Annotated in this window: 25 protein-coding genes; 19 read left to right on the top strand and 6 right to left on the bottom strand. The window is 70.6% G+C overall.

Annotated elements, in window-relative coordinates; all coding sequences use genetic code 11:
- Positions 1 to 3 precede the first annotated feature (3 nt).
- Positions 4 to 609 (top strand): CGNR zinc finger domain-containing protein, encoded by a 606-nt coding sequence (locus AB0I12_RS10080; RefSeq protein ID WP_359927239.1) that lies wholly within the window; start codon positions 4 to 6, stop codon positions 607 to 609.
- Here AB0I12_RS10080 and AB0I12_RS10075 read toward each other — a convergent pair.
- Positions 602 to 1,312 carry a hypothetical protein gene (locus AB0I12_RS10075; RefSeq protein WP_359927236.1) on the bottom strand — a complete coding sequence of 237 codons (711 nt, stop codon included), beginning with the start codon at positions 1,310 to 1,312 and terminating at the stop codon, positions 602 to 604. The genes AB0I12_RS10080 and AB0I12_RS10075 overlap by 8 nt on opposite strands.
- A 237-nt stretch (positions 1,313 to 1,549) precedes the next feature.
- Between AB0I12_RS10075 and AB0I12_RS10070 the strand changes: the two genes are divergently transcribed.
- The 5 genes from AB0I12_RS10070 to AB0I12_RS10050 all read left to right on the top strand — a co-directional run bounded on the left by AB0I12_RS10070 (position 1,550) and on the right by AB0I12_RS10050 (position 6,402).
- Entirely contained in the window at positions 1,550 to 2,176 is a 627-nt protein-coding gene (locus tag AB0I12_RS10070) for a TetR family transcriptional regulator (protein WP_359927234.1), read from the top strand.
- 104 nt (positions 2,177 to 2,280) lie between these two features.
- On the top strand, positions 2,281 to 3,243 hold the full coding sequence (locus tag AB0I12_RS10065) for an ROK family protein (protein ID WP_359927231.1): 963 nt from the start codon (positions 2,281 to 2,283) through the stop codon (positions 3,241 to 3,243).
- A 115-nt stretch (positions 3,244 to 3,358) separates the two neighbouring features.
- Positions 3,359 to 4,489 (top strand): N-acetylglucosamine-6-phosphate deacetylase, encoded by a 1,131-nt coding sequence (gene nagA / locus AB0I12_RS10060; protein ID WP_359927228.1) that lies wholly within the window; start codon positions 3,359 to 3,361, stop codon positions 4,487 to 4,489.
- A complete protein-coding gene (locus AB0I12_RS10055) occupies positions 4,477 to 5,403 on the top strand; it encodes a hexose kinase (RefSeq protein ID WP_359927226.1) in 927 nt (308 codons plus the stop codon). The genes nagA and AB0I12_RS10055 overlap by 13 nt, the downstream gene beginning before the upstream one ends.
- Positions 5,404 to 5,565: 162 nt before the next feature.
- Positions 5,566 to 6,402: a class II fructose-bisphosphate aldolase gene (locus AB0I12_RS10050; protein ID WP_359927223.1), complete on the top strand. Its 837-nt coding sequence runs from the start codon at positions 5,566 to 5,568 to the stop codon at positions 6,400 to 6,402.
- Positions 6,403 to 6,409: 7 nt separating this feature from the next.
- On the opposite strand, the gene AB0I12_RS10045 is transcribed toward AB0I12_RS10050, so the two are convergent.
- Entirely contained in the window at positions 6,410 to 6,694 is a 285-nt protein-coding gene (locus AB0I12_RS10045) for a hypothetical protein (protein WP_359927220.1), read from the bottom strand.
- A gap of 44 nt (positions 6,695 to 6,738) precedes the next feature.
- Here AB0I12_RS10045 and AB0I12_RS10040 point away from each other — a divergent pair, with 44 nt between their 5' ends.
- The 3 genes from AB0I12_RS10040 to AB0I12_RS10030 all read left to right on the top strand — a co-directional run bounded on the left by AB0I12_RS10040 (position 6,739) and on the right by AB0I12_RS10030 (position 9,210).
- Entirely contained in the window at positions 6,739 to 7,296 is a 558-nt protein-coding gene (locus AB0I12_RS10040; RefSeq protein ID WP_359927218.1) for a hypothetical protein, read from the top strand.
- A gap of 76 nt (positions 7,297 to 7,372) precedes the next feature.
- Positions 7,373 to 7,795 carry a hypothetical protein gene (locus tag AB0I12_RS10035; protein ID WP_359927216.1) on the top strand — a complete coding sequence of 141 codons (423 nt, stop codon included), beginning with the start codon at positions 7,373 to 7,375 and terminating at the stop codon, positions 7,793 to 7,795.
- Between the two features lie 101 nt (positions 7,796 to 7,896).
- Positions 7,897 to 9,210 carry an APC family permease gene (locus tag AB0I12_RS10030; protein WP_359927213.1) on the top strand — a complete coding sequence of 438 codons (1,314 nt, stop codon included), beginning with the start codon at positions 7,897 to 7,899 and terminating at the stop codon, positions 9,208 to 9,210.
- Here the strand turns inward: AB0I12_RS10030 and AB0I12_RS10025 are convergent.
- From AB0I12_RS10025 to AB0I12_RS10010, 4 genes are all read right to left on the bottom strand, one after another.
- Positions 9,176 to 10,222 carry an ABC transporter permease gene (locus AB0I12_RS10025; protein ID WP_359927211.1) on the bottom strand — a complete coding sequence of 349 codons (1,047 nt, stop codon included), beginning with the start codon at positions 10,220 to 10,222 and terminating at the stop codon, positions 9,176 to 9,178. The two genes, AB0I12_RS10030 and AB0I12_RS10025, sit on opposite strands and share 35 nt — an antisense overlap.
- The gene (locus AB0I12_RS10020) at positions 10,219 to 11,097 is read right to left on the bottom strand and encodes an ABC transporter ATP-binding protein (RefSeq protein WP_359927208.1); all 879 of its coding nucleotides are present in this window, start codon (positions 11,095 to 11,097) and stop codon (positions 10,219 to 10,221) included. The genes AB0I12_RS10025 and AB0I12_RS10020 overlap by 4 nt, the downstream gene beginning before the upstream one ends.
- Entirely contained in the window at positions 11,094 to 11,486 is a 393-nt protein-coding gene (locus AB0I12_RS10015) for a GntR family transcriptional regulator (protein ID WP_165549724.1), read from the bottom strand. Before AB0I12_RS10015 ends, AB0I12_RS10020 begins: the two co-directional genes overlap by 4 nt.
- 159 nt (positions 11,487 to 11,645) lie before the next feature.
- Complete coding sequence (locus AB0I12_RS10010) at positions 11,646 to 12,953, bottom strand: deoxyribodipyrimidine photo-lyase (protein WP_359927205.1); 1,308 nt, start codon at positions 12,951 to 12,953, stop codon at positions 11,646 to 11,648.
- Between the two features lie 70 nt (positions 12,954 to 13,023).
- Between AB0I12_RS10010 and AB0I12_RS10005 the strand changes: the two genes are divergently transcribed.
- From AB0I12_RS10005 to AB0I12_RS09960, 10 genes are all read left to right on the top strand, one after another.
- Positions 13,024 to 13,728: a metal-dependent transcriptional regulator gene (locus AB0I12_RS10005; protein WP_359927203.1), complete on the top strand. Its 705-nt coding sequence runs from the start codon at positions 13,024 to 13,026 to the stop codon at positions 13,726 to 13,728.
- A gap of 82 nt (positions 13,729 to 13,810) precedes the next feature.
- Positions 13,811 to 14,590, top strand: a complete 780-nt coding sequence (locus AB0I12_RS10000) for a methyltransferase domain-containing protein (protein ID WP_359927200.1) — start codon at positions 13,811 to 13,813, stop codon at positions 14,588 to 14,590.
- A gap of 26 nt (positions 14,591 to 14,616) precedes the next feature.
- Positions 14,617 to 15,963: an aminodeoxychorismate synthase component I gene (pabB, locus tag AB0I12_RS09995; protein ID WP_359927198.1), complete on the top strand. Its 1,347-nt coding sequence runs from the start codon at positions 14,617 to 14,619 to the stop codon at positions 15,961 to 15,963.
- Positions 15,960 to 16,658: an aminotransferase class IV gene (locus AB0I12_RS09990; RefSeq protein WP_359927196.1), complete on the top strand. Its 699-nt coding sequence runs from the start codon at positions 15,960 to 15,962 to the stop codon at positions 16,656 to 16,658. Before pabB ends, AB0I12_RS09990 begins: the two co-directional genes overlap by 4 nt.
- Before the next feature lie 87 nt (positions 16,659 to 16,745).
- A complete protein-coding gene (locus tag AB0I12_RS09985; protein ID WP_359927193.1) occupies positions 16,746 to 17,651 on the top strand; it encodes an SPFH domain-containing protein in 906 nt (301 codons plus the stop codon).
- Positions 17,652 to 17,658: 7 nt separating this feature from the next.
- The gene (locus AB0I12_RS09980) at positions 17,659 to 17,868 is read left to right on the top strand and encodes a hypothetical protein (protein WP_359927191.1); all 210 of its coding nucleotides are present in this window, start codon (positions 17,659 to 17,661) and stop codon (positions 17,866 to 17,868) included.
- A gap of 166 nt (positions 17,869 to 18,034) precedes the next feature.
- The gene (locus AB0I12_RS09975; protein ID WP_359927188.1) at positions 18,035 to 18,661 is read left to right on the top strand and encodes a GPP34 family phosphoprotein; all 627 of its coding nucleotides are present in this window, start codon (positions 18,035 to 18,037) and stop codon (positions 18,659 to 18,661) included.
- Positions 18,662 to 18,718: 57 nt separating this feature from the next.
- Positions 18,719 to 19,078, top strand: a complete 360-nt coding sequence (locus tag AB0I12_RS09970) for a GntR family transcriptional regulator (protein WP_359927186.1) — start codon at positions 18,719 to 18,721, stop codon at positions 19,076 to 19,078.
- On the top strand, positions 19,078 to 19,971 hold the full coding sequence (locus AB0I12_RS09965; RefSeq protein ID WP_359927184.1) for an ABC transporter ATP-binding protein: 894 nt from the start codon (positions 19,078 to 19,080) through the stop codon (positions 19,969 to 19,971). The genes AB0I12_RS09970 and AB0I12_RS09965 overlap by 1 nt, the downstream gene beginning before the upstream one ends.
- Positions 19,968 to 20,732, top strand: a complete 765-nt coding sequence (locus AB0I12_RS09960) for a hypothetical protein (protein WP_359927182.1) — start codon at positions 19,968 to 19,970, stop codon at positions 20,730 to 20,732. Before AB0I12_RS09965 ends, AB0I12_RS09960 begins: the two co-directional genes overlap by 4 nt.
- The last annotated feature ends 255 nt before the right edge of the window (positions 20,733 to 20,987 follow it).

Below are 20,987 nucleotides of genomic sequence, written 5' to 3'. Positions count from 1 at the left end.
ACGATGAGTGCGCTGCCGTCCCATCTCGAGCTGGTGCAGGGCGTCGTCCTGCCCAAGCCGGTCGGCGCGCACCCGGTGCTCGACTTCGTCAACACCCGGTCCGAGTGGACAGGCAGTGGCCCCGCCCGGACCGAGTGGCTGACGTCGTACGAGGCCTTCCTGGTCTGGAACTCGTACGTCGGCCTGCTGTCGCCGGCGACCGTGCTCCGCCTGATCGAGCAGGCCGGGGCGGGCGAGGCGGCGCGGCGGCTGCAGGCCACGCTCGACTTCCGCGCCGAGCTGTACGACGTACTCACCGGGCAGGCGACCGATCACGCCTTCGAGGCCGCGGCCCGGCTGATCGAGAAGGCCTCCGGCCGACGGCACCTCGCGCGCTCCGAGGACGGCGCACAGTGGGAGCTGCCCGAGGACCTGGAACTCCCGCTGCACAACCTCGCGGTCCTGGCCGGTGAGTTGCTCACCGGCCAGGACCGCGCGCACGTCCGTACCTGCCCTTCGTGCGGGTGGCTGTTCCTCGACCCGCGTGGCCGTCGCCGTTGGTGCTCGATGGCGACCTGCGGCAACCGCGCGAAGGTCCGCGCTCACGCCGCCCGCACAGCAGCTAGTTGAACGCCGCCGGGTCGACCGTGATCCATGTGTGCTTCGCGCGGGCCAGGACGCGGCCGTCGGCGTCGTACAGGGTGCTGGCGGTGTAGGTCTTGCGGCCGTCCTCGCCGAGGTAGCGGCCGAGCGCGACGCACTCCTCGCCGGCTTCCGGCCGGGCGTCGACGCAGGCGGTGAGCTGGCCGAGCACGGACGGGCGTCCCTCGAGATCGATCGTCCAGCCGCCCGGGCAGTCCAGAGCCGCCCACAGGAACACCTCGTCGACCAGGCCATCGGTGGCCAGATCCGCGGCGGGCGTCCACGTGCACGCCGTCCGGCCGTCGCCGATCGGTCCGGGCTTCAGCTGCAGGCCCTGCCGGTTGGACGGCCCGCAGACGAAGCAGGTCGGGAACGGGTGGCCGTGCAACCCGCGGTACGACGCCTCGGCCGCGCGGGCCTCGTCGGGTTGCACCGGATCGATCGTCGCGTCGGCGAGGAAATCGCTGCCGACCGGTGCCGCTTCCGCGACCACGGCGTCACCGTCCGTGAGCTTGCCGGCCGTCAGTTCCAGGTCCTTCTCCAGTGGCGGCGGCATCCGAAGAGTCACCTTCGGGACCGACTCCGCCCCGAGCTCCGCTGCGAATGCAGTCCCGACCCGGCCGGCGACGTACCCGCCGTTGCCCGACCGCTCCGGCCCCTGGAACCGCCGCTCGACCCGCACCAAAGTCATGGCTCGCGAGCATAAGGCACTCACAGTTTTCACTCGTTCGCGCACAGGCTGTGGTGGAGGTGTGAAGGAAGAAGTCGGTGGGAAGAAAAGGGTTTCAGAGAAATCTGAGGATTTCTCGGGACAAGTGAGCTGAGCCCTCCAGTTCAAACGACCGTTTGAACTATGCTGACTGCAGGCTACTGCGCGTGAGCAGGTGGGGTGCCTGCGCGAGCAGTAGCCGGGGGGAAGGAGAACTCTGTGGAGACACCGGTCGAGACGACCAGGGAGAGGTTGCTCAACGTCGCCGAGCAACGGTTCGGTGAGGGGGGCTACGAGGGAACGTCGCTGCGGGCCATCACGGTCGCGGCAGCCGCGAACATCGCGGCGGTCAACTATCACTTCGGTTCGAAGGAAGCCCTGCTGCGCGCCGCCGTGTCCCGGGCGATGGCGCCGGTCAACGCCGAACGCCGGCGCCGGCTGGACCAGTTGGAGGCCGGCGGGTCGCCGGCGCCGGAGGCCCTGATCCGGGCCTTCGTCGAACCCGGCCTGGAACTGGTGCTGCGCCGCGGTGAGCGTGGCGCCGTGGTCGCGCGGTTCATCGGCCGGATCGCCTTCGATCCGAGCCGGCGGATCCGGGAGCTGTACGCGGCCGAGTCGGAGCCGATCGAGAGCAGGTACCTGGCGGCCCTGCAGCAGGCACTGCCGCAGGCGTCACCCGACGCCGTCGCCTTCGGGTACGTGAACATGCTCGGCCTGCTCGCGCTGCACCAGTCGCAGGCCCTGTCCCCGACGCCGGGTGCCGCCGGCCCCGAGGATCCGGGCAAGCTCGCGGAGAACCTGGTCACCTTCCTGGTGGCCGCGTTCGACCACGGCCTGGGTTCCTGACGCCGGAATCGACGGGACCACGTGCGCATTGGTCCGGGTGAGTTTTGTCCGGGTTTTGCTCATGGATGTTCGGACTGCCGGGTAACGCTGCATAATGGCGCTCCGTGGACCCCTGTGAAGTCGTGGTTGCCGTCGACCTCGGTGGAACCCGGATGAAGTGCGGCCTGGTCGCCGCGGACGGTGCCGTGCTGCACCGCGAGACCAGGCCGACGCCCCGGGCCGACGTACGTGACGGCGGCCGCGCCGTGCTCGACGCCCTGCTGGAGACCGTCGTCGAGCTCAGCCAGAAGGCGACCGCGGAGGGGCATCGCGTGCGCGCCATCGGTGTCGTCGTGCCCGGTGTGATCGACGCCGAGCACGGCACCGTCGGCGCCGAGAACCTGGAGTGGGTCGGGACGCCGGTGCTCGCCGAGCTGAAGGCGGCGGTTCGGTCGACGGGCGGCGACGACGTGCCGATCGTGCTGGCCCACGACGTCCGCGCCGGCGGGTACGCCGAGCTGCGCCAAGGCGCCCTGGCCGGCACCACGAATTCGATGTTCCTGCCGCTCGGCACCGGGATCGCGGCCGCGATGATCGTCGACGGCTCGCTGGTCAGCGGCGACGGGTACGCCGGTGAACTCGGCCACTCGAAGTTCATCCACGGCGACGCCGCCGAGCTCTGCGCCTGCGGTCAGTGGGGCTGCCTCGAGACGGTCGCGTCCGCGGCGGCCCTGGCCCGGCGGTACGCCGCCCGTACCGGAAGGACGGTCGACGGCGCCCGCGAGGTGATGGAGCTGCTCGCGGCCGGGGACCCGGACGCCGCTCAGGTCTGGCAGGACGCTCTGGCCGCGCTCGTCGACGCGCTGGTTCTCTACACGACCCTGGTCGCGCCGACCCGGATCGCGATCGGCGGCGGTCTGGTGGGCGCCGGCGAGACGCTGCTGCAGCCGCTGCGCGAGGGTGTGCATGCGCGCCTGACGTTCCAGCGCGAGCCCGAGATCGTGGCGGCGGTGCTGGGCGAGGAAGCCGGCATGCTCGGCGCCGCCTTGATGGCCTGGGACCGCGCCGACGAGGAGACGACAGCATGACAGTATTGATGCCACGACTCCGTCGCGGCAGGTCATGGGGCTGTTGCTCCCAGTCTTCCCTCGTCGCTCCGGTCGCTTCGCTCCCTCCACTCCTCAGTCCAGACCGGGAGGCCCCATGACCACGTACCGCGTGGGCCGTGTGGTGACGCCGGACGACGTTCTGGAGAACGCCTGGATCCAGGTGGACGGCGAGGACATCCGCGCGTTCGGCCGCCGGTCCGAAGGGATGCCGGCCGACGGCAAGCGGCCCGAGGACCTCGGCGACGTGACCGTCGTCCCGGGGTTCGTGGACATCCACACGCACGGCGGCGGCGGGTCGACGTACTCGACCCTCGATCCCGAGGAGGCGCGCAAGCTCGCGGCCTTCCACGCCAAGCACGGGACGACGACCACGCTCGCCAGCCTGGTCACGGCGCCGCTCGACGAGCTGGTCGCGCAGACGGCCTGCCTGGCGGAGCTGATCGCCGACGGCGTGATCGCGGGCGTCCACCTCGAGGGGCCGTTCCTGTCCGAGGCGCGCTGCGGTGCGCACGAGCCGTCGCTGCTGCGGCCGCCGCTCGAGGACGACGTCGCGAAGGTGCTGAGCGACGCGGTGAAGATGGTGACGATCGCGCCGGAGCTCGAGAACGGGCTGGACGCGATCCGTCAGGTCGTCGACGCCGGCGCGGTCGCCGCCCTCGGGCACACCGACGCGACGTACGAGCAGATGGTCGCGGGCGCCGACGCGGGCGCGACCGTGGCCACCCACCTGTTCAACGGGATGCGGCCGTTCCACCACCGCGATCCCGGCCCGGTCGGCGCCGCGCTGAACGACGAGCGGCTGCTGCTCGAGGTGATCAACGACGGCATGCACCTCGACCCGCAGGTCGTCCGGGTCGCGCTCGCCGCGGCCGGCGTGAACCGGATCGCGCTGATCACCGACGCGATGGTCGCCACCGGGATGCCGAACGGCCGGTACAAACTCGGCAGCCTCGAGGTCGACGTCACCGACGGCCTCGCGACACTCGCCCACGGCAGCCACTCGATCGCCGGCAGCACGCTGACCATGGACGTCGCGTTCCGGAACGCGGTCAACGCCGGGGTATCGCTGGTGGACGCATCGCGGATGGCCTCGACGACGCCGGCCCAGACGTTCGGCTGGTACGACGTGGGCTCGATCGAGACCGGGAAGCGGGCCGACCTGGTGCTGCTCGACGACGAGTACGCCGTCCAGAAGGTGATGCGGGCCGGGTCGTGGCTGGACTGATCGGCACCGTCACCCTCAACCTCGCGCTGGACGTCACCTACGAGGTCGACGAGTTGCGGGTCGGCGGCAGCCACCGGGTGGACCGGATCCGCAGGCGCGCGGGCGGGAAGGGCGTGAACGTCGCGCGCGTCGCGGCGACCCTCGGGCACCAGGTGCTGGTGCTCGGATTCGTCGGCGGCGTCACCGGTGAGCTGGTCGCCGAGGAGCTGTTCGACGCCGGGCTGACCGCGCTGCTCACCCCGATCGCCGGCGAGACCCGCCGTACCGTCGCCATCGTCAACGACGCCGATGGGGACGCGACGATCTTCAACGAGTCCGGGCCGTCGGTGACCGCGGACGAGTGGCGCGCGTTCGGCGACCGGATGCCGTGGGGCCGGCTCGGCGTGCTCGCCTGCTCGGGCAGCCTGCCGCCGGGACTGCCGGCCGACGCGTACGCCGAGATCGCGGTGCGCGCCCGGCATCACGACGTCCTGACCGTGATCGACGCGGGCGGTGACGCGCTGAGCGCCGCGGCCCGGGCCGGTGCGGTGGTGCGAGCGAACGCGGCCGAGCTGCGCGCCGCCGTCGGTGACGTCGAGGTCGAGGAGGGCGCGTCCGAGCTGGTCGCGCTCGGCGCGACCGCGGCCGTGATCACCGACGGGCCGCGCGGCATGGTTGCTGCGAGCAACAAGGGTGTTTGGCGGGCGCTGCCGGTGGAGACCGTCCGCGGCAATCCGACCGGCGCCGGCGACGCGTGTACGGCGGTCGTCGCCGCGGCGATCGCGGAGTCGCCCGAGCCCGACTGGTCCGTCGTCCTCAAGTCCGCGGTGGCCGCGTCGGCCGCCGCGGTTCTGACGCCCGTTGCCGGCGACATCGATCTCGCCGCCTACCGGCGTTGGCAGCCTCAAGTGACTGTGAATGTAGGGGGTGTCTGATGGGTTCACGCCTACTGCGGCGCACTCGGCACGGCACCTCGCCGCACGTGAGCAAAGGCCACGATGCTCCGCATCGAGACCTTCGCTCCCGCACGCCGAGCTACCGCACCGAGCACGTCCTCGCTACGGCGTGAACCCATCAGACACCCCCTAGGAGAACTCATGCCGTTGGTATCCGGTGCCGAGGTCGTACTGGCCGCCGCCAAGGCCGGTCGTGGGGTCGGCGCGTTCAATGTGATCCAGCTGGAGCACGCGACCGCGCTGATCGCGGGCGCCGAGCAGGTCGGCGCGCCGGTGATCCTGCAGATCAGCGAGAACGCGGTGAAGTACCACGGCGCGCTGAAGCCGATCGGCGTCGCGACGCTCGCCGCGGCCGCGGCGTCCTCGGTGCCGGTCGTCGTGCACCTGGACCACGCGATGGACCGGGACCTGGTCACGGAAGCCGTGCAGCTCGGGTTCACGTCGGTGATGTACGACGCGTCGAAGCTCGAGTACGCCGACAACGTCGCCGCGACCAGCGAGGTCACCGCCTTCTGCCACGACCACGGGGTGTTCGTCGAGGCCGAGATCGGTGAGGTCGGCGGCAAGGACGGCGTGCACGCGCCCGGCGCCCGCACCCGCCCCGACGAGGCCGTCGCGTTCGCCGAGGCCACCGGCGTCGACGCGCTCGCGGTGGCCGTCGGCTCCTCCCACGCCATGACCGAGCGGACCGCGACGCTCGACTTCGAGCTGATCGCCCGCCTGCACGAAGCGGTCGCCGTACCGCTCGTCCTGCACGGGTCCTCCGGGGTCGCGGACCCCGACCTCACCCGCGCGGTCGAGGCCGGCATGGCCAAGGTCAACATCGCCACCCACCTCAACAACGTCTTCACCGACAAGGTCCGCCAGGTCCTCGCCGACAACCCGAAGCTCGTCGACACCCGCAAATACCTGGGCCCCGCCCGCGACGCGGTCGCAGCCGAAGTCGCCCGCCTCCTCGGCGTACTGAAGGCGGTCTGAAGCCGGTCTAGAGGGTCGCGCTGCCGCGGGTCCAGTGGGCGCGGAGGTCGTCGCGGGCGCGCTGCACCTCCGCGCGGGCGGCGGGGTCGGGGACCTCGAAGTCCTCGATCAGGCGGGTGAGCGCGAGCTCCAGGGCCGCGACCAGCGCGTCCTCCTCGGTGAGGTCGGCCTCGGCCACGCCGCGCAGGCCGGCCGCGAGCGCGGTGAGCCCGGCCCGCTCCTGGTCGGTGAACCGCACCTGGATCTCGGTCCTGGTGTCCACGCTGTCCTCCTCGACGGTTGGTACAGTCATGGTGCAGTGCAACGACCGTGTTGCACAAGAGTGAGGGGCCGCGGATGACGGTGGCGGTGGACGAGACGCTCCGGACGGCGACAATCGCCGTCCTGGCCGAGCACGGCTGGTCCGGCGTGACCCTGGAGCGGGTCGCGGAGAAGGTCGGGCGGTCCCGGGTCACGCTCTGGCGCCAGGGACTGACCGTCGAGACCCTGCTGGACTCGCTGCTCGACGCGCTCGCCGACGACTACCGGGACACGATGTGGCCGGTGCTGGCCGGCTCCGGGACCGGGCGTGAGGGCCTGATCCGGACGCTGGAGGCGTTGTTCGACGTGATCGACCGGCATCTGCCGCTGATGCTGTCGTCGGACCTGGTCTTCCACCAGGAGCAGGCGCGCAACGGGCCGGTCTCGTTCCTGGATCCGTTCGAGCGGTTCCTCCGCGAGGGCGAGATCGACGGCACGCTGCACCCGCACGGGCGGGTCAGTGACGTCGCTGAGGTGTTGCTGGTGTCGGCGGCCTTCACCTACGTGCACATGCGCGGCCGGCACCACTGGTCGCGATCCCGGGCCCGGCGCCTGACCCTCGACCTGGTGCTCCGCGGAGTCGTCGAAGCGTGAAACATGCCTGTTGCATTTTCCGCAACGAGCATGTTTCACTGGCGGCATCGACAACCGTTTCTCGCTGGAGGCCGCCATGACACTTCCGTACGCCGAACCGCTGGTTCGCCTCGAGCCGCAGCCGCGGGTGATCCCGGAGCCGGCCCGCGTCGGTGAACCCGGCGGCCCGCACTGCGGTCTGTGCGACTGGCTCGCCGACTTCGAGCACTCCGAGCACGAGCCGCCGATCTGGTACGACGACAACTGGGCCCTGTGCCGCGCGACCGGAGTCACCATTCCGGGGCTGGTGTGGCTGGCCAGCCGCGGCCACCACGACTCGTTCGCCGACCTGCCCGACGACGTCGCGCAGAGCTACGGCCCGGTCGTCGCCCGGATCGAGCGGGCGATCCTGTCCGTCGGCGACATCGCCCGTCCACGTCTACCGCTGGGGCGACGGCTCCGCGCACTTCCACGTCTGGTTCTACCCGCGTCCGCTCGGCATGCTGGAAGCGCGCCGTGAGATGCTCCCGCTGTGGGCGGAACTGATGCCCGAAGCTCCGAAGGAGGCCGTCGCCGATGCCGAAGCCAAGATCGCGGCGGCGATGGCGGCGGGCATCTGACGTGAACAACGCCCAGCACGAGCAGCGCCGGCCGGACCCGGGGCAGGCCGAGTCCGGCACGGAGCGGCAGGCATCCCCGGCCGGCGCCGGGTTGGCGCGGCGGTTGGGGCTCGGGGACGCTGTGCTGATCGGGCTGGGGTCGATGGTGGGGGCCGGGGTGTTCGCCGTCTGGTCACCCGCTGCTCGCGCGGCCGGCTCCGGCCTGCTGGTCGGTCTCGTGATCGCCGCGGTTGTTGCCTACTGCAACGCGGTGTCGTCGGCGCAACTGGCGGCGGTCTACCCGGTCTCGGGCGGGACGTACGTGTATGGCCGCGAACGCCTCGGCGAGTGGTGGGGGTTCGCGGCCGGCTGGTGCTTCGTGATCGGGAAGACCGCCTCGTGCGCCGCGATGGCACTGACCTTCGCCACCTACGTGACGGACATCAACTGGCTGCGCCGGCTGATCGCCCTGGCGGCGGTCCTCGCGCTCGCGGCCGTCAACTACCGGGGCGTGACCAGGACGGCGCGCCTCACCAGGGTCCTCGTCACCTGCACCCTCGTCATCCTTGCCCTCGTGCTGGTCGTCCTGTTCACCGGTGCACCGCAGCAGCACGCGACGACCGGCGCCACGCCGTACGGCGTCCTGCAGTCGGCGGGCCTGCTGTTCTTCGCGTTCGCCGGCTACGCGCGGATCGCGACCATGGGGGAGGAGGTCCGCGAACCGGCGCGCACCATCCCGCGAGCGATCACGATCGCGCTGGTCATTGCCATCGGCATCTATCTCGCGGTCGCCCTGGCGCTGCTCCGCTCCGGCGACCCCGCGTCGACCGCGGCGCCCCTCGCAGCCGCGGTCGACGGGGCCGGTGCGGTCTGGGCGGTACCGGTCGTCCGGATCGGTGCCGCGCTCGCCAGTCTCGGCGCCCTGCTCGCCCTGATCGCCGGCGTCGGCCGCACCACGCTCGCCATGGCCCGCAATCGCGACCTGCCGTCCTGGCTGGCCGCCGTCCATCCCCGCTACCAGGTCCCGCACCACGCCGAGCTCGCGCTCGCCGTGGTGGTCGGGATCCTGGTGCTCAGCACCGATCTGCGGGGCGTGATCGGCTTCTCGTCCTTCGGTGTCCTGCTGTACTACGCGATCGCGAACGCCTCCGCCTTCACCCAGCCCGCCGAGCAGCGCCGCTGGCCGCGGGCCGTCAACGTGCTCGGCCTGACCGGCTGCGTCGTGCTCGCGGTCACCCTGCCCTGGACGTCGGCGGTCGTCGCCGCGGCCTTCCTCGCCGCGGCCCTGGTGGTGCGGCGGTTCACGACAGGTCGCGCCGGATCCGCCAGAAGCTGAACCCGCAGAGCAGCAACGCCAGCCCCAGGAACAGGCCGAACTCGCGCCACTGCAGCGCCCAGAACGTGTTCGCCGTGTAGTACCGCACGTGCTGCCGGTACCCCTCGTCGGCGAGCCGCTGGTAACACGCGCTGCGATCCGCCGGGTTCGTCCCCTGCTGGGTCATCCCGGGCGGCACGGGCGCGCAGTCGATCACCCAGGACGGCAGCGTGCTGACCGCCTTGCCGGACTTGTCAACGGTCTCGTCCGACAGCTTCCAGGCGCCGACCGCTCCGGTCGCGACCTCGAGCTCCTTCACCTGCGGACTCGGCCCGTCTCCGCTGAGCCCGAAACCCCGGACGTTCTCTGCGGTCGCGACGATGTACTTGTCCGTCGGCGCGAGCAGCTGCGGCCGGATCAGTGTCGGTGTGAGGACCTGCACCAGGATCACCACGGTCAGAGTGACCGCGAGGGCGACCACGGTACGCCGGATCACGAGCCCCGCCGCGACACCGAAGGCGAACGCGAACGCGGCGTACCCCACCGGGACCAGCCCGCGGCCGGAGAAGACCGACGGGAACATCCGGGGGAGGTAGGTGTTCGAGTCCTGCCCGGCGTTGATCGCGCTGTCGATCGGGTCGGACCACCAGGTCACCGCCAGGCTGAGCAGCCCGGTGATCGCGATCGCGGCTCCTCCGGCCAGGCCCAGTTTGGTCGCGAGCCAGCGCCACCGGCCGATGCTCTGGCTCCACACCAGTCGGTACGTGCCGGTCTCGAGTTCCCGCGCGACCAGCGGTGCTCCCCAGAACGCTCCGATCACCGGCGGAGCGGTGTACAGCAGAATCTGGCCGATCCAGTACAGCAGTGGGTTGAGCCGTTGGAAGCCGAGGTTCTGGATGAACGAAGTGGTGAGCCGCCGGTAATCGTCGGCGAGCCCCGGACCGGTGACCGCGAGCGTGATGCCGGCCGCGAGGATCACCGCGGCGACCACCAGGAACTGGACGCGGAACTGCCGCCATGTCAGCCAGATCATCGCTGCACCTCCAGCGCCGGGCGCTCGGGCTGGACGTCGCGGCCCATGTAGGCCAGCACCAGGTCCTCGAGCGTGAGTTGGGTGACCGTCCAGGCCGGATCGAGGATCGGCTTGTCGGTTCGGATCAGGTACGTCGACTGCCGGTCGGTATGGCTCGCGGTCACGACGTGCTGATCGCGCGGCAGATCCTTCTGGTCGCGCCGCGGCCCGGTCAGCCGGAAGTGGGTCGCGAGCAGCGTGTCGATCTCGCCGCTGACCTGGACGCGGGACTCCACCAGCACGACGAGGTAGTCGCAGGCCCGCTCCACGTCGGAGACCAGATGCGAGGACAGCACCACACTCAACTCCTGCTCGGCGACCGCCTCCATCAGGTCCTGGAGGAACTCGCGCCGGGCCAGCGGATCCAGCGCGGCCACCGGCTCGTCGAGGATCAGCAACTCGGGGCGCTTGGCCAGGCCGAGCGTCAGCGCGAGCTGCGCGCGCTGACCACCGGACAGCCTTCCCGCCCGCTGCTTCGGGTCGAAGCGGAGGTGCTGGATCCGTTGCTGGGCAAGGGATTCGTCCCACGCGGGGTTGAGTCGCGCGCCGAGCCGCAGATGGTCCGCGACACTCAGCCGGCTGTACGTCGGCGTGTCCTGCGCGACGTACCCGACCTTGGCCTGCTGCGTCCCCGCGGCCGCTCCCAGCACCTCCACCGATCCCGCGCTGGGTGTCAGCATCCCCACCGCCAGATTCAGCAAGGTGCTCTTACCGGCCCCGTTCGGCCCGACCAGCCCGACGACATGCCCGGCCGGCACCTCCAGATCACAATCGGTCAGCGCCCACCGCCGCCCGTACTTCTTCCCCAGCCCCTGGGCTCGCACAACCGTGTTCACGCTATGTCCTCCTGAGCGGCGGACCGAAAGGTGGTCAGGAACAGGGCCTCGATGCTTTCGTCGTCGAGGCCTGCTTTGCGGGCCTTGGCCAGCCAGCGGCGGAGGTCCTGGCGGAGTGGGCCGTGGGCGGCGAGCGTGTTGTCGGTGAGTGTGCGGGTGACGAACGTGCCGCGCCCGGGCCGGGCCTGGACCAGGCCCTCGTGCTCCAGTTCGCGGTATGCCTTGAGCACAGTGTTCGGGTTGATCGCCAGCGCCGCCACCACGTCCTTCACGGTCGGCAACTGGTCACCTTCCCGCAGCAGTCCGAGCCGCAGCGCGTTCCGGACCTGCTGAACGATCTGCTGGTACGGCGAGACCCCCGACCGGCCGTCCAGATGGAACTCGATCATCCATAACCCCATTCATCTAGGTAACTAGCACTATAGATGTGTGAGGCAAGTGGGCGTCAAGGGGGCGGACGCGCAGCACTCACCAACCGCGCGGACCGCGGGGGTGCTGAGCGTGAGGTGAGCCGCCGAGCGGCGGTTGATGAGTGCCGGCGGTCCGCGTCAGCGGATCGCGTCGTAGCGGCGAAGGGATTCCTGGCGCGCCTCGGCATGATCGACGACAGGAGCGGGATATCCGTCGGCGCCGCCGTGCTTCCACGGCTCGTGCGCGGCCTTGCCCGCGAGGTCCCGCAGCTCCGGGACCCACCGCCGGACGTACTCGCCCTGCGGGTCGAACTTCAGCCCCTGCGTGATCGGGTTGAAGATCCGGAAGTACGGCGCCGCGTCCGCGCCGCAGCCGGCCACCCACTGCCAGTTCAGCGAGTTCGACGCGAGATCGCCGTCCCGCAGCGACTGCATGAACCACCGGGCGCCGTGCTTCCAGTGCACATGCAGGTCCTTCACCAGGAACGACGCGACGACCATCCGCACCCGGTTGTGCATGAACCCGCTCCCGGCGAGCTGCCGCATGCCCGCGTCGACGAACGGGAAGCCGGTGCGGCCTTCGCGCCACGCCTCGAACAGCTCGTCCGGTTCGTCGTACTGCATCTTGTCGAACTCGGACCGCAGCGGTTTCCACGCGGCGTGTGGGTTCCGGGACAACAGGTCCGCGCAGAACTCGCGCCAGGCGAGCTCGCGCGCGTACGCCTTCGCGCCGTCGCTGCGCCGGCGAGACAGGTCCGCGAGCATCGTCCGCGGGTGGATCTCGCCGTACTTCAACGGGATCGACATCCGCGACGTGCTGTCGAGGTCGGGCCGGTCGCGCTGGTCGTCGTACTCCGCGACGCTCTCGAGGTAGTCGTTCCAGTGCTTCAGCGCCGCCTGCTCGCCGGCGCCCTCCGCGTCGCCGTCCGGCAGGTCGTCGCCGTCGGCCGGCACCCAGGTCACCTTCGGCGGCGCCTCGACGGGCTTGCGCCACCCGTGCTCGAGCCAGGCCTTGAAGTACGGCGTGAACACCATGTACGACCGGCCCTGCTGGTTCAGCACCCGCCCGGGCGCGATCGCGTACGGCGAGCCGGTGCGCACCAGCGGACAGTTCAATGCGGCTTCAACTTCTCGGTCGCGCTGCTGTCCGTACGGCGCGTAGTCGGCGGCGATGTGGACGCCGGCCGCCCCGACCTCCTCCGCAAGGGCCGGGACAACGGTTGCCGGATCGCCCTTCCGCAGCACGAGCCGGCCGCCCATCGACTTCGACAGGCTGCGCAGTGACGCGGCCAGATGCTCCCGCCGCGGGTCGCCGGATCGCTCCCAGAGCAACGGATCCAGGACGAAGACGCCCAGAACCCGGCCGTCGCCCGCGGTCACCGCGTCCAGGAGCGCGGGGTTGTCCGTCAGCCGGAGGTCTCGCCGGAACCACATCACCGATGTCATCGCGCTCATCCTGCACCGGTACCCAGCCGGAATTGGGTAAGGCTTGCCTCAATAGGTGAGAATGGTTGTCGTGAGCGACCTGATCGATACCACCGAGATGTACCTGCGGACCGTCTACGAGCTGGAAGAAGAAGGCATCGTGCCGCTGCGGGCGCGGATCGCCGAGCGGTTGCACCAGTCCGGCCCGACGGTCAGTCAGACGGTCGCGCGAATGGAACGCGACGGTCTGATCAAGGTGGAGGGCGACCGCCACCTGGAGCTCACCGACGTCGGCCGCAAGCAGGCGGTCCGGGTGATGCGCAAGCACCGCCTGGCCGAGCGGCTGCTGGTCGACGTGATCGGGCTCGAGTGGGAGGACGTGCACACCGAGGCCTGCCGCTGGGAGCACGTGATGAGCGACGCGGTCGAGCTGCGGCTGCTGCAGCTCCTCGGCAACCCGACCGAGTCGCCGTACGGGAACCCGATCCCCGGCCTGGAGGAGCTGCAGAAGGACCACCAGGTCAGCGACATCGGGGACTTCCGGATCGGCGTCGAGCCGCTCGACCAGGTCCTCGACGCCGCGACCGGCGAGAGCGTGCGGGTGCTGGTGCGGCGGATCGCCGAGCCGGTGCAGACCGACGACGGCGCGATGGCGGTGCTGCGCAAGGCCGGGGCCCTGCCGGGCCGTGAGGTCGACTCCACGCTGGATGCCGAGGGTGTTCTGGTCGGCAGCCGCGAGGCCGGCGGCGTGATCAGCGACGAGACCGCCGGGCACATCTTCGTCAGCCGCGTCTGACAGTCCCACCTGGTCAACTCTCTGTTAACGCAGTGCACCCGATGCGGCACGTCGGGTGTACTGCGGGTAGCGTCGGGCCGCGATGTCTGAGAATCCTGTCGACTGGCCGCAGTACCTGCGGGAGTTCCATACCGCCACCCCGGGCAGCACCGAGGCGTTGCTGTCGCGTGCGGTGGCCGGCGACCACACGCCGTACCGCTGGCTCGTCCGCGCCGTCTCCGGCGAGGCGCGCAGGGTGCTCGACCTGGCCTGCGGCAACGGCCCGGTGGCCCGCGAGCTGTACGGGCGGTGGGTGGTCGGTGTCGACAACAACGCCGCCCAGCTCGAGAACGCGCCCGGCCCCAAGGTGCAGGCGGACGCGCTGCACCTGCCGTTCGCGAACGAGGTCTTCGACGTCGTCACGTGTTCGATGGGCCTGATGGTGCTGCAGCCGCTGCCGGAAGTGCTCGCCGAGGCGGCCCGGGTGCTGCGGCGCGGCGGCGTCCTGGCCGCGATCGTGCCCGCCGTACGGCCGCTGCGGCGGGGGGATATCCGCACGCTGAGCGGTCTGACCACGCGCCTGCGTTCGACGCCGCAGTTCCCGGCCGGTGGTGAGATCACCGAGCTGAAGGATCAGCTGAAGCACGCCGGGTTCGACGTGATGGAGAGCCAGCGCGAGCGGTACGTGTACATGATCCACAGCCGCGACGACGCCACACGTCTCGTCAACGCCCTGTACCTGCCGGGGACGCCGGACGCCCGCCGGGACACCGCCGTGGCCTGGCTCGCCGACCGCGCCGAGTCCAAGGACGGCCTCGAGGTCGCGATTCCGATCCGCCGGATCACCGCGATGCGGACCAAGGTGGCACTCGCCACCTCCTGACGGCCGCCAGTCGGTACGGTGTGCTCGTGAGTGCGCTGCGCTGGTCCGTCCGGACGCTCGACCGGGCGCTCGACGGTGAGACGGTCTACCGCGAGCTGCTGGCCGGCGAACCGGTCGCGTTCTGGCTCGACGGCAGCCTGACCGACCGCGCGTCCCGGCGGATCTCGGTCCTCGGGACGACGGCCGGCGCCGACGTCGTGGTCCGGGACGTGGCCGACGGCGACGTCTTCGCCGAGCTGAACGAGCTGCTCGCGGCCCGGGCCGCGGAGCCGCCGCCCGAGCTGACCGGGCTGTTCTGCGGCGGGTACGTCGGTTACTTCGGCTACGAGCTCAAGGCCCTGACCGGGGGAGCGACCGCGCACGAGGCCCCGACGCCGGACGCGCTGTGGATCTGGGCGGACCGGTTCCTGGTCATCGACCATGACCGCGACCTCACGTACCTGGTCGCGCTCGACGGCGGCGAGGACTGGCTGGACCGGGCCGAGGAGGCCGCGTCGAACTGGTGGATGGGCAGCGTCGACGTCCCGGCGATCGCCCGGATGGATCTCGAGGCGCACCTGGAGCAGGACCGGGCGACGTACCTGGCCGGTATCGCGCGCGTCCTGGCCGAGCTCGAGGCCGGCCAGACGTACGAGGTCAATCTGACGAACCGGATCCGCCTGCCGGCCGTGCCGGACCCGTTCGAGTTCTTCCGCTGGCAACGGTCCGCGAACCCGGCGCCGTACGCCGCCTTCCTCCGGTACGGCGATCTCGCCGTGGCCAGCTCGTCGCCGGAACGGTTCCTGACCGTGGACGCGGACGGGTGGGCCGAGTGCCGGCCGATCAAGGGGACCGCGCCACGCGACCTCGACCCGGCGCAGGACCAGCTCGCGGCGAAGGCGCTGGCCGAGGACGACAAGACCCGCGCCGAGAACCTGATGATCGTCGACCTGATCCGCAACGACCTCGGCCGGGTCAGCGTGCCGGGGACCGTGACGGTTCCGCAGCTGATGCAGGTCGAGAGCTACCGCACCGTGCACCAGCTGGTGACGACGGTGCGCGGACGGCTGCGCGACGGCGTGACCGCGGTCGACGCCGTCCGGGCGTGCTTCCCGCCGGGATCGATGACGGGCGCGCCGAAGATCCGCACCATGGAGATCATCGACGAGCTCGAGTCGAGTGCGCGCGGGGTGTACTCGGGCGCGCTCGGCTACCTGGGCGTGGACGGGCGGGCGGATCTCAGCGTGGTGATCCGGACGGCGGTGCTGACGCCGGACGAGACCGTGGTCGGGGCGGGCGGTGCGATCGTGCTCGATTCCGACCCGGTCGCGGAGTACGAGGAAATGGTGCTGAAGGCACAGGCTGCCGTCGGCGGACAAGGTGGGGGAGAATGACGGAACTGCAGGTGGCGGACTCGTTCCTGGTTGCCAATGGCAAGGTTCGGGGGCTGGAACTGCATCGGGAGCGGTTCGTCCGGTCGGGTGCCGCGGCGGGGGTGGCCGCGGAGCGGTACTGGGACGAGCAGATCGGGCGGCTGCCCGGGTTCGGGCGCTGGTTCCCGCGCTTCGAGCTGCGCGCTTCGGGTGAGCTCGCCGTCCAGCTTCGCCCGGCGCCGCCGATCGGCGGCCGGGTGCGGGTCGCCGTTCACGACGGGCCGGATCCGCGGACCGCGCCGCGGGTGAAGGGGCCGGATCTCGAGCTGCTCGGCAAGTTGAAGGAGTCCGCGGCCGATCGTGCCGACGAGATCCTGCTGCTGGACGCCGACGGGACGGTCCTCGAGGCCGCGTATTCGGCCGTCGCGTGGTGGGAGGACGACACCCTCTGCTTCCCGGAGTCCGACCGTCCGTTGCTCGCGTCGGTCACTGCCCAGTTGCTGCGCCGGATCGCCGCGGCGCAGGGCGTCGAGATCATCGAACGCTCGATCACTCCGCAGGCCCTGCAGAACAGCACCGAGGCCTGGCTCCTGAACGCGCTGCACGGCATCCGCCCCATCCACGCCTGGGGTCCGTCGGCCATCGACCCGCTCCCGAACTCGCACTCCACGCTGTGGCAGTCGCACCTCGAATCCCTCGCCACCCGGCTGCCCTGACAGCTCCCAGTCCCCGCGTCCTGGCGGCCGCCTGTTGTAAATGTGATATCACTTTGCTACCTTGGAGCTATTCGAGAGGAGCATGTGATGGTGGATGTCGCGGTGGAGATGCCGGCCCCGAAGGTCGTCGAGCGTTCCGGGTGGGAGCTGAACGGGTGGCCGATGGCGGGGCTCGCGTTCGTGCTCGCGGTGGTCGGCGTGCTGGTGTTCGTGCTCGGCGCCGGTGACGGGAACGGCGTGCTGATCACACTCGGGATCCTGGTCTTCCTGGCCGCGTTGATCGTCGCCGCCGGGCTGACCGCGGTCTCGCCGGGTCGGGCCCGGGTGCTGCAGATCCTCGGGCGGTATGCCGGAACCATCCGGACGGACGGCCTGCGCTGGGTGCACCCGCTGTCCTCGCGGCGTGAGGTCTCCACCCGGATCCGCAACCACGAGACGGCTGTTGCCAAGGTCAACGATGCCGACGGCAACCCGATCGAGATCGCCGCGGTCGTGGTGTGGCAGGTCGAGGACACCGCGCAGGCGACGTTCGAGGTGGACGACTTCGTCGAGTTCGTGGCCATCCAGACCGAGACCGCTGTCCGGCACATCGCCAACAGCTATCCGTACGACGTGCACACCGACGACGGCGGCCTGTCGCTGCGGGACAGCACCGACGAGATCACCGAGAAGCTGTCGGCGGAGATCGCCGCGCGCGTCCAGGCGGCCGGTGTCCGGGTGATCGAGTCCCGCATCACCCACCTCGCGTATGCGCCGGAGATCGCCCAGGCGATGCTGCGCCGCCAGCAGGCCGGTGCGGTCGTCGCGGCCCGCCAGCGGATCGTCGAGGGCGCCGTCGGCATGGTCGAGCTGGCGCTGGACCGGCTGTCGGAGCACGAGGTGGTCGAGCTGGACGAGGAGCGCAAGGCGACCATGGTGAGCAATCTGATGGTGGTGCTGTGCGGCGATCGCGACGCGCAGCCGGTGGTCAATACCGGCTCGCTGTACCAGTGAGCCCGTCGTGGCCGTCGAACGGAAGAAGGTCCTGCTCCGGCTGGATCCCGCGGTGCACGACGCGCTGGCCCGGTGGGCGGCCGACGACCTGCGCAGCACCAACGCCCAGATCGAGTATCTGCTCCGCCGGGCATTGGCCGAGGCCGGCCGCTTGCCGAGCGGCGTGACCAAACAGCGCCGCCCGGGCCGGCCGTCCAAGGAGGAAGCCGATGACTAGACGCAGTGCGCCGGCCGGGGCGGACCCGGCGGCGCGGAGGGGCGGGCGGCGAGGTTCGGTGAGGACTGCAGGCCGGCTGGGTCCCCGTCTTCCCGCCGGGCCGGCTGGTGCGACCGGGAGGGCACGCGGGGCCGGCAGGCCAGTTGTTGCTCTTGGCAACACTGGGGTGCCGGATTCCATCGCCGCCAGGGTTTTCCTGCTCGCCTACGATCCAGCGAAGGGGCGGCTGACGGCGCGGTCGAAGCTCGGGAAGGTTGTCCGGGCGGCGGTGCTGGTCGATCTCCTGCTGCAGGGAAACCTGGTCGACGAGGACGGCCGCGCACGGGTGACCAACGCCCCGGCGCCCGCGAACCCGGTGGCCGCGGCGGTCCTCGAGGAGCTGCGCGCGACCGGCCCACGGCGCTGGCGGCACTGGATCGATCGGCGGGGTGGTGCGACCGTGCGGCAGGTTCGGGACGAGCTCGCCCGCGCGCGACTGATCAAGGTCGAGCCGCGCCGGGTGCTCGGGATCTTCCCGGCGGACCGCATCACGCTGCGCCATCCGCTGGTACGCCGCCACCTGCTGCAGAGCGCCCATGACACGTTGCGACCGTCCCGGCTCGTGTCCCGCGTGGACCTCCGGGACGCGTCCGTCGTCGTCCTCGCGTCGACGGCGGCTCTGCGCACGGTGCTGACGAAGGACCAGCGCACCCGCCACAAGGACCGCCTGGCGCAGCTCGCGGTCCGCGTCGGTCCCGTCGTACCGGCGCTGAAGAAGTCTCTCCAGCAGTCGCAGTACTCCGCGGGTGGGTGACCCGGTCAGGCGCTACGGTTCCTTACTCAGGTAACGAACCGAGGAAGGGGGTGGGTGATGTTCGACGACCGGAGTCCGATCTACCTGCAGATCGCCGAGCAGATCAAGAACGACATCGTCTCCGGCGCGCTGGCCGAGGACGAACAGGTGATGTCGACCAATCAGTACGCCGCCTTCTACCGGATCAACCCGGCGACCGCGGCCAAGGGATTCGCCCAGCTGGTCGACGACGGCATCCTCTACAAGAAGCGCGGGATCGGCATGTTCGTCACGCCGAACGCCCGCGACCTGCTCCGCACCGGCCGCCGCGACTCGTTCTTCGCCGACGTCGTCGACCCGATGATCCGCGAGGCGAAGGCGATCGGCGTCCCGCTGCAAGACATCGTCCAGCACGTCCGGACCTACGGAGACGCCTGATGACCGCCCTGACTGTCAGGACCGAGAACGTTTCGGTCCGGTTCGCCGGTGTGCCCGCGCTGGACCGGCTCGACCTGCGGCTGGCGCCGGGGAAGATCCACGGGCTGCTCGGCCGTAACGGTTCCGGCAAGAGCACGCTCGCCGCGACCCTGGCCGGGTTCCGGCGGCCCGACGAGGGGCGGGTGCTGATCGAGGGCGGCGACCTCGGCGCGGCGCAGGAGCCGTACGAGAACGCCGTCGTCACCAGCCGCGTCTGCCTGATCCGCGAGTCCGGCGACCGCCCGGACGCCGTACCGGTGAAGTACGCCGTCGGGCTCGCCGCCGCGCTGCGCCCGTACTGGGATGCCGACCTCGCCGGCGACCTCCTGGACCGCTTCGAGATCCCGCTGAACAAGAAGATCCAGAAGCTGTCCCGCGGTAAGAAGTCCGCGCTCGGTGTCGTCGTCGGCATCGCCAGCCGCGCCCCGCTGACCATCTTCGACGAGAGCTACCTGGGCATGGACGTGCCGTCGCGGAACCTGTTCTACGACATGCTGCTCGCCGACTACGCCGAAGTGCCGCGCACGATCGTGCTGTCCACCCATCTGGTCAGCGAGGTGAGCCCGATGCTCGAGGAGGTCCTGATCCTCGACCGGGGCCGACTCGTCACCCAGTCGCCGGTGGACGCGCTGCGCGGTCGCGGCGCCTCGATCGTTGGACCGGCCGCGGCGGTCGACGAGTTCACCGCGGGCTTCACCGTGCTCGCGGAGGAGCGACTGGGCGGGACCAAGTCGACCACTGTCCTCGGTGACCTCGACCCGGCGTTGCTCGCGCAGGCGACCGCGGCCGGCCTCGAGATCGGCCCGGTCGGTCTGCAGGACCTCTTCGTCCACCTCACGGGAGCAAAGGCATGAGCACGGCGGTTCGGAGCAGGGCGTTGCCGCGGGGCGCCACCGACGTACACCGGTTGAAGAACGTGCTGTGGTCGCTGGTCATCGGTCTCCGGCCGATGCTGCTCGGCTACTGGGCCGTGATGGTGGTCGCGTTGTTCTTCGGAGGACTCGCCGTCCAACTCGTCACCAGCGGCGTCACCACCAGCGCGTGGGACTACGGAACCCAGTCGCCAAAGTACTTCTCGATGGCCGTCGGCATCACCGTCACCCCGGCGTACTTCGCGTTGCTGATCTCCCAGGGCATCACTCGCCGGATGTTTTCGTTTGCCTCAGGCATCTATCTGGCGGGTGCCGCGGCCGGCACCTCGCTGCTCTGGGTGCTGATGTATCAGCTGGAACGCTTGCTTTACGCGGCGCAGGGCTGGCCCGACACGATGACGAACCCGCACCTGTTCACCAGCACGACGCAGGCCGGCCTGATCTTCGCCGAGTTCTTCCTGCTGATCCTGTCGCACGAGGTCACCGGCTGGCTGCTCGGTATCACGTTCGTCCGGTTCGGGGCCTGGCGCGGCATCGTGCTGCTGCCGCTCGCGCTGCTGCCGGCCGCGGCGGCCGAGTTCCTGCTCGTCGCCCAGTGGCTCGCGGACGTGCTCGACAACATCGGGTACCGCCGTCCGCCGCTCGCGATCGCGGTACCGGCGGTCCTCGTCGTCAGCGCACTCGGTGTGTACGCCGGCTATCGCGTTCTGCGACCGATGGCAGTCAAACCAACGAAAGGTTGAGGGACGTTATGCACAGGGGGTGTGTATAACTCGGACCAATTCTGTGGATGGGTGCACAATCATTGTGGACGACGGAAAACTGCTGCCTGGAAGGGGTTGTGCGGGCCCGTCGGCAGCGGTAGAAATATCGACACGCTACTTCGATCGGGGTGGCGGGTCGAACGGAAACCGAGTGCCCTCGCGGTGGGGATCCCCACCGAGGTAGACCGGTGACGGGGTCTGCCGGCATCTACGGACCCGCTTCGGGAAGCTGGA

The organism is Kribbella sp. NPDC050459 (genome assembly GCF_040655315.1).
Taxonomy (GTDB): domain Bacteria; phylum Actinomycetota; class Actinomycetes; order Propionibacteriales; family Kribbellaceae; genus Kribbella.
This window is presented reverse-complemented; position numbering and strand designations above follow the sequence as displayed.

Bases quoted from the DNA above. Each gene is read 5' to 3' on its own strand.
- AB0I12_RS10080 (WP_359927239.1), top strand. From the start codon at position 4: ATGAGTGCGCTGCCGTCCCATCTCGAGCTGGTGCAGGGCGTCGTCCTG.
- AB0I12_RS10075 (WP_359927236.1), bottom strand. From the start codon at position 1,312: ATGACTTTGGTGCGGGTCGAGCGGCGGTTCCAGGGGCCGGAGCGGTCG.
- nagA (WP_359927228.1), top strand. From the start codon at position 3,359: ATGACCACGTACCGCGTGGGCCGTGTGGTGACGCCGGACGACGTTCTG.
- AB0I12_RS10050 (WP_359927223.1), top strand. From the start codon at position 5,566: ATGCCGTTGGTATCCGGTGCCGAGGTCGTACTGGCCGCCGCCAAGGCC.
- AB0I12_RS10045 (WP_359927220.1), bottom strand. From the start codon at position 6,694: ATGACTGTACCAACCGTCGAGGAGGACAGCGTGGACACCAGGACCGAG.
- AB0I12_RS10040 (WP_359927218.1), top strand. From the start codon at position 6,739: ATGACGGTGGCGGTGGACGAGACGCTCCGGACGGCGACAATCGCCGTC.
- AB0I12_RS10035 (WP_359927216.1), top strand. From the start codon at position 7,373: ATGACACTTCCGTACGCCGAACCGCTGGTTCGCCTCGAGCCGCAGCCG.
- AB0I12_RS10025 (WP_359927211.1), bottom strand. From the start codon at position 10,222: ATGATCTGGCTGACATGGCGGCAGTTCCGCGTCCAGTTCCTGGTGGTC.
- AB0I12_RS10015 (WP_165549724.1), bottom strand. From the start codon at position 11,486: ATGATCGAGTTCCATCTGGACGGCCGGTCGGGGGTCTCGCCGTACCAG.
- AB0I12_RS10010 (WP_359927205.1), bottom strand. From the start codon at position 12,953: ATGACATCGGTGATGTGGTTCCGGCGAGACCTCCGGCTGACGGACAAC.
- AB0I12_RS10000 (WP_359927200.1), top strand. From the start codon at position 13,811: ATGTCTGAGAATCCTGTCGACTGGCCGCAGTACCTGCGGGAGTTCCAT.
- AB0I12_RS09990 (WP_359927196.1), top strand. From the start codon at position 15,960: ATGACGGAACTGCAGGTGGCGGACTCGTTCCTGGTTGCCAATGGCAAG.
- AB0I12_RS09985 (WP_359927193.1), top strand. From the start codon at position 16,746: ATGGTGGATGTCGCGGTGGAGATGCCGGCCCCGAAGGTCGTCGAGCGT.
- AB0I12_RS09970 (WP_359927186.1), top strand. From the start codon at position 18,719: ATGTTCGACGACCGGAGTCCGATCTACCTGCAGATCGCCGAGCAGATC.
- AB0I12_RS09965 (WP_359927184.1), top strand. From the start codon at position 19,078: ATGACCGCCCTGACTGTCAGGACCGAGAACGTTTCGGTCCGGTTCGCC.
- AB0I12_RS09960 (WP_359927182.1), top strand. From the start codon at position 19,968: ATGAGCACGGCGGTTCGGAGCAGGGCGTTGCCGCGGGGCGCCACCGAC.